This window comes from Thermomonas sp., assembly GCF_020850895.1.
Lineage (GTDB): Bacteria > Pseudomonadota > Gammaproteobacteria > Xanthomonadales > Xanthomonadaceae > Thermomonas.
Genome location: NZ_JADZDS010000105.1, coordinates 1 through 5030 on the forward strand (window position 1 = coordinate 1; position 5030 = coordinate 5030).

Consider the following 5030-nt stretch of genomic DNA (forward strand, 5'->3'; position numbering starts at 1 on the left):
CCGAGCACGCGGCTGTCGGGATCGCGGGCGATGAAGATCGCCAGCAGGGCCACCGCCAACACCATGGCGCGCCCGACCCAGACCAGCTCGCGCTCGCCGGCGTGCTTGCGCACGAAGCCGTGGTAGAGGTCCTCGGTCAACGCACTCGAACACACCAGCAACTGGCAACTCAGCGTGCTCATGATCGCGGCGAGGATTGCCGACAGCAGCACGCCCGCAATCCACGGATTGAACAGCGCCTCGGTCAGCACGATGAACACCCGCTCCGGATTCTCCATCAACGCCGCCGCTTGGTCGGTGTGCCCCGCAGCCCAGGGAATGCCGGCCAAGCCGACCGCAATCGCACCGAACAGGCAGAGCACCATCCAGCTCATGCCGATCCGGCGCGCCTGCGGGATCACCGCCAGCGAATCGGCGGCCATGAAGCGGGCAAGGATGTGCGGCTGCCCGAAATAGCCCAGTCCCCACGCCATCACCGATACGATCCCGACCAGCCCGCCCTTGCCGATCCAATGCAGCCGCTGCGGATCCACGCTGGCAATGCCCGCCACCGCCTGCTGCGGGCCACCGACGCTAAGGATCACGATGATCGGGGTCAGCAACAGGGCGAACAGCATCAGGGTCGCTTGCACGGTGTCGGTCCAACTCACCGCGAGGAAGCCACCGACCAGGGTGTAGAGGATGGTCGCCGCCGCGCCCCACCACAGGGCCTGCGCATACGGCAGTCCGAATACGCTCTCGAACAGGCGCGCGCCCGCCACGATCCCGCTGGCGCAATACACCGCGAAGAACACCAGGATGATGAGTGCCGAGACGACACGCAGCAGACGGCCATCCGCTGCAAACCGGGTGGTGAAGTAATCCGGCAGGGTCAGCGCGTCATCGGTGCGCTCGGTGTAGACACGCAGCGGCCCGGCGACGAAGCGCCAATTCAACCAAGCGCCGATCACCAAGCCGATCGCGATCCAGGCCTCGGACACACCACTGAGGTACAGCGCCCCCGGCAGGCCCAGCAGCAACCACCCGCTCATGTCGGACGCCCCCGCCGACATCGCGGTGACGTACCCGCCGAGCGAACGCCCGCCGAGGATGTAGTCGTCGAGGTTGCGGGTCGATCGCCAGGCGGCAAAGCCTATCCCGACCATCGCCAGCAGATAGATGCCGAAGGTGATCAACAACGGGGTACTGGCGGTCATCGGTGTGCTCCGGACGAATCGGCGCACTGTAGCAGCCGGATGCGACTTAATCCGGCCAGAGGATCGCGGGCGGCCCCGCATCCTTGCGCGGTGCCGGCACTGCGGCCACCGCATGCCATACCTTGAGTGCGTCGACGGTCGCAGCCACATCGTGCACGCGCAGCAGCATCGCGCCGTTCTGGGCGGCGATCAGATGTGCAGCCACTGAACCTGACGCCCGTGCAGGTGGATCGTCACGACCGGTCAGTTCGCCGATGCTGCGCTTGCGCGACAGGCCCGCCAGCACCGGCACGCCCAGCTCGGTGAAACGCCGCAATTGCGCGAGCAGTTGCAGGTTGTGCTGCGTGGTCTTGCCGAAACCGAAACCGGGATCGATGACGATGTTGCGCTTGGCGATCCCGGCCAGTTCCGCCACGAAGATGCGCTCGGCGAGGAAGCGATGCACCTCGCCCACCACGTCGTCGTACTGCGGCGCATCCTGCATCGTGCGCGGCTCGCCCTGCATGTGCAACAAGACCACCGGCACGCTCAATTCCGCCGCGGTAGCCAACGCACCGTCATTTCGCAGCCCGTAAATGTCGTTGATCATGCCGGCACCGGCGGCCACCGCTGCGCGCATCACTTCGGGTTTGCGGGTATCGATGCTGATCGGAATCGACACCCGGGCGGCCAACGCCTCGATGACCGGGATCACCCGCCGCAATTCTTCCTCGACTGCCACCGCCTGTGCGCCGGGGCGGGTGGACTCGCCACCGATGTCGAGGATGGCCGCGCCCTCCTCCGCCAGCTTCAACCCGTGCGTGATCGCGGCCTCGCTGTCGTAGTGTTCGCCGCCATCGGCAAACGAATCCGGGGTCACATTGACGATGCCCATCACCTTCGGCCGGTCGAGCTTCAGGATGCGTCCATTGCAGTCGAGTTGGGGCGAGGTATCGAACATGCAGGGAGTGTAAATCATGGCCGGCGCAGCCCGTTGCACAGAGTGTCACGGGGCGAACCGATCACCACAGCCGGTACACTGCACGCATGGCCACGACCGAACTGACGCTCACCCGCCCCGACGATTGGCACCTGCACCTGCGCGATGGCGCCATGCTGGCCGCAGTGCTGCCGGACAGCGCCCGTCGATTCGGCCGCGCCATCGTGATGCCGAACCTGAAGCCGCCGATCACGACCGTGGCCGAAGCGCGCGCCTACCGCGAGCGTATCCTGGCCGCGCGGCCTGCCGGATCGGCCTTCGAGCCGCTGATGACGCTGTACCTGACCGAGGCCACCACCCCGGCCCACATCGCCGAGGCCAAGGCCAGCGGCTGCGTGCACGCGGTGAAGTATTACCCGGCCGGCGCCACCACCAATGCCGACAGCGGCGTCACCGACCTGCATCGCTGCCATGCCGTGTTCGAAGCAATGCAGAAGCACGGCCTGCCGCTGCTGCTGCATGGTGAAGTTGTCGATCCCGAAGTGGACGTGTTCGACCGCGAGGCGGTCTTCATCGACCGCCACCTGATCGGCCTGCGCCGCGATTTCCCCGGCTTGCGGATGGTGCTCGAACACATCACCACCCGCGCCGGCGCCGACTTCGTTGCCGAGGCCCCGGCCTACGTCGGCGCCACCCTCACCCCGCAGCACCTGCTGCTGAACCGCAATGCGATCTTCAGCGGCGGCCTGCGCCCGCATGCGTATTGCCTGCCGGTGCTGAAGCGCGAAAGCCACCGCCAGGCCTTGCTGTCGGCGGCCACCTCGGGCGACCCGAGTTTCTTCCTCGGCACCGACAGCGCGCCGCACCCGCGTCACGCCAAGGAAAGCGCCTGCGGCTGCGCCGGCATCTATTCGGCGCATGCCGCGATCGAGTTGTACGCCGAAGCCTTCGACAGCGTGGGCAGGCTGGACCGACTGGAAGCCTTCGCCAGCTTCCACGGCGCCGACTTCTACGGCCTGCCACGCAACCGCGACACGATGACCTTGCGCAAGCAGCCCTGGCGCGTGCCCGATGCAGTCGATTTCGGCGGCAGCACCGGCGTGCCGATGCGGGCGGGGGACGAGGTCGCCTGGCGGCTCAACGATTGAGTGGGCTTGCAGGCCGCGATTGACCCTCGGCCACCAGACGCTGCAAAGGTTTGCGAATGAACACGGACAGATAGCCGGTCAGTCCGTCGATGTCCGTGCTCAACTCGGCAATGCGCAGTTGCAGCATGGCGAGAATGCGTGGATCCCCACGCAGGATGGCGGCACTTGCGGCGATGGAGGCAGGATCCAGTGTCGTCGTGCAGGGATAGTCCAGCATGCCGCGAATGCGCGCATAGTCACCGAGCAACAACTCGCGGTCCCCGCAACTGGCGGCGATCACCTGTTGGACCCGGAATGGGACTGCCATGCGAAACATCCGGCGAAATTCCGATTGCCTGCCGCCATGTGCGATCTGCTCGACCTGCGGCTGGGTGTAGACATCCACCGCCAAGGTCCGCAACGACGGATCGCGAATCAGGCCGATCTCCCCCGTCGAGATCAGTTCGTCGAAGGTCGCACGCCGATGCTGGTTGTCCAGATACTGGGACGCACGATAGGCCGCGACCAGCAACGCTTCATCGGCCAACGGCACCTTGCCGGACAGCGCATCGGCAGCACGTTCGGCATTGGCCAGGACCTGCTCGTTGTAACCGATCTGAGCCTCCAGGTTCCATGCCTCGACACGCAAGTCCTCTTTCAGGCGTGCGGTGTACATGGCTGAACGCTGGTTTTCCTCACGCGCACTGTTCCAGTTCGTGGCCTGCACGCCGAGGAACACGCCCAGCACGAGCACCACCAGCTCGATGGCGACGGCGACCCAGTCCTGCCGCTTTAACTTGGCACCAAGGTGGAGCATGCTGACCTTTCGACCTCCCCGACGGAAAGCCTGTACCCTCCGACAGTCTCCGGGAAGGGCCCACATCCCGCAACTGCGATCAGGATTGCGTCCGCTTCTCCCCTCTGAACAGGCCGCAGGACTTCGGGCAACGCTGACTTGATCAGCGTTGCCTTCGGCCTTTTCAAGGAGTCTCCCGGACTCAGATCAGGCTTGAGTTGCCGGCCCACCAATCGGGGTGGCGGGCGGGGCTGCGTCGCCCCCCTGCTTGCCATTGCCGGACTTGCTCCATCCGGCAGGCGGCGGCACCTCGCGGCCTTCCATGATCGCGTCGATCTGCGGCACGTCGATGGTTTCGTATTCCAGCAAGGTCTTCGCCATCGTGTGCAACTTGTCGATGTGCTCGGTCAGCAACTGGGTGCTGCGCGCATAGGCACGGTCGAGGATGCCGCGCACCACCTCATCGATCCTGCGCGCGGTCTCGTCGGAGACATTCTTGTGCTGGGTCACGCTTCGACCGAGGAAGACCTCGTCCTGCTCCTCGCCGAAGGTGATCGGGCCGAGTTCCGACAGGCCCCACTTGGTGACCATGTTGCGCGCCATATTGGTGGCGCGCTCGATGTCGTTGGACGCGCCAGTCGTCACCTTGTCCTCGCCGAAGATCAATTCCTCGGCGACGCGGCCACCATACAACGACGCCAGTTGCGATTCGATCGCGGTGCGGTTGTAGCTGTACTTGTCGCCTTCCGGCAGGTACATGGTCACGCCCAGCGCACGCCCACGCGGGATGATCGTCACCTTGTAGACCGGGTCATGCTCAGGCACGAGGCGACCGACGATGGCGTGTCCCGCCTCGTGGTAGGCGGTCAGGGTCTTCTCCGATTCGCTCATCGCCATCGAACGACGTTCGGCACCCATCAGGATCTTGTCACGCGCCTTGTCGAAGTGGTCCATGCGGACATCCTTCGCGTTTTCGCGCGCAGCGAACAGCG

General features: G+C 65.5%; 4 protein-coding genes and 1 pseudogene. 1 reads left to right on the forward strand and 4 read right to left on the reverse strand.

Translation table 11 applies throughout. The features are described from left to right. Together putP and folP are read right to left on the reverse strand one after the other, a co-directional pair. Positions 1-1196, reverse strand: a 1196-nt coding sequence (gene putP / locus IT472_RS09455) for a sodium/proline symporter PutP (protein ID WP_297181209.1), incomplete at its 3' end; no start/stop codon positions are given. Between the two features lie 46 nt (positions 1197-1242). Next, entirely contained in the window at positions 1243-2136 is an 894-nt protein-coding gene (gene folP / locus IT472_RS09460; protein ID WP_297181212.1) for a dihydropteroate synthase, read from the reverse strand. A gap of 86 nt (positions 2137-2222) precedes the next feature. Here folP and pyrC point away from each other — a divergent pair, with 86 nt between their 5' ends. Beyond that, positions 2223-3263, forward strand: coding sequence for a dihydroorotase (gene pyrC / locus IT472_RS09465; protein WP_297181214.1), 1041 nt, complete (start codon positions 2223-2225; stop codon positions 3261-3263). Here pyrC and IT472_RS09470 read toward each other — a convergent pair. Both IT472_RS09470 and IT472_RS09475 read right to left on the reverse strand, forming a co-directional pair. After that, complete coding sequence (locus IT472_RS09470; RefSeq protein ID WP_297181216.1) at positions 3253-4059, reverse strand: hypothetical protein; 807 nt, start codon at positions 4057-4059, stop codon at positions 3253-3255. The genes pyrC and IT472_RS09470 overlap by 11 nt on opposite strands. A gap of 186 nt (positions 4060-4245) precedes the next feature. Further along, positions 4246-5030, reverse strand: a pseudogene (locus IT472_RS09475) (ATP-dependent metalloprotease); the annotation flags it as partial.

Coding starts and splice junctions, on each gene's coding strand:
- folP (WP_297181212.1), bottom strand. CDS start 2,136: ATGTTCGATACCTCGCCCCAACTCGACTGCAATGGACGCATCCTGAAG.
- pyrC (WP_297181214.1), top strand. CDS start 2,223: ATGGCCACGACCGAACTGACGCTCACCCGCCCCGACGATTGGCACCTG.
- IT472_RS09470 (WP_297181216.1), bottom strand. CDS start 4,059: ATGCTCCACCTTGGTGCCAAGTTAAAGCGGCAGGACTGGGTCGCCGTC.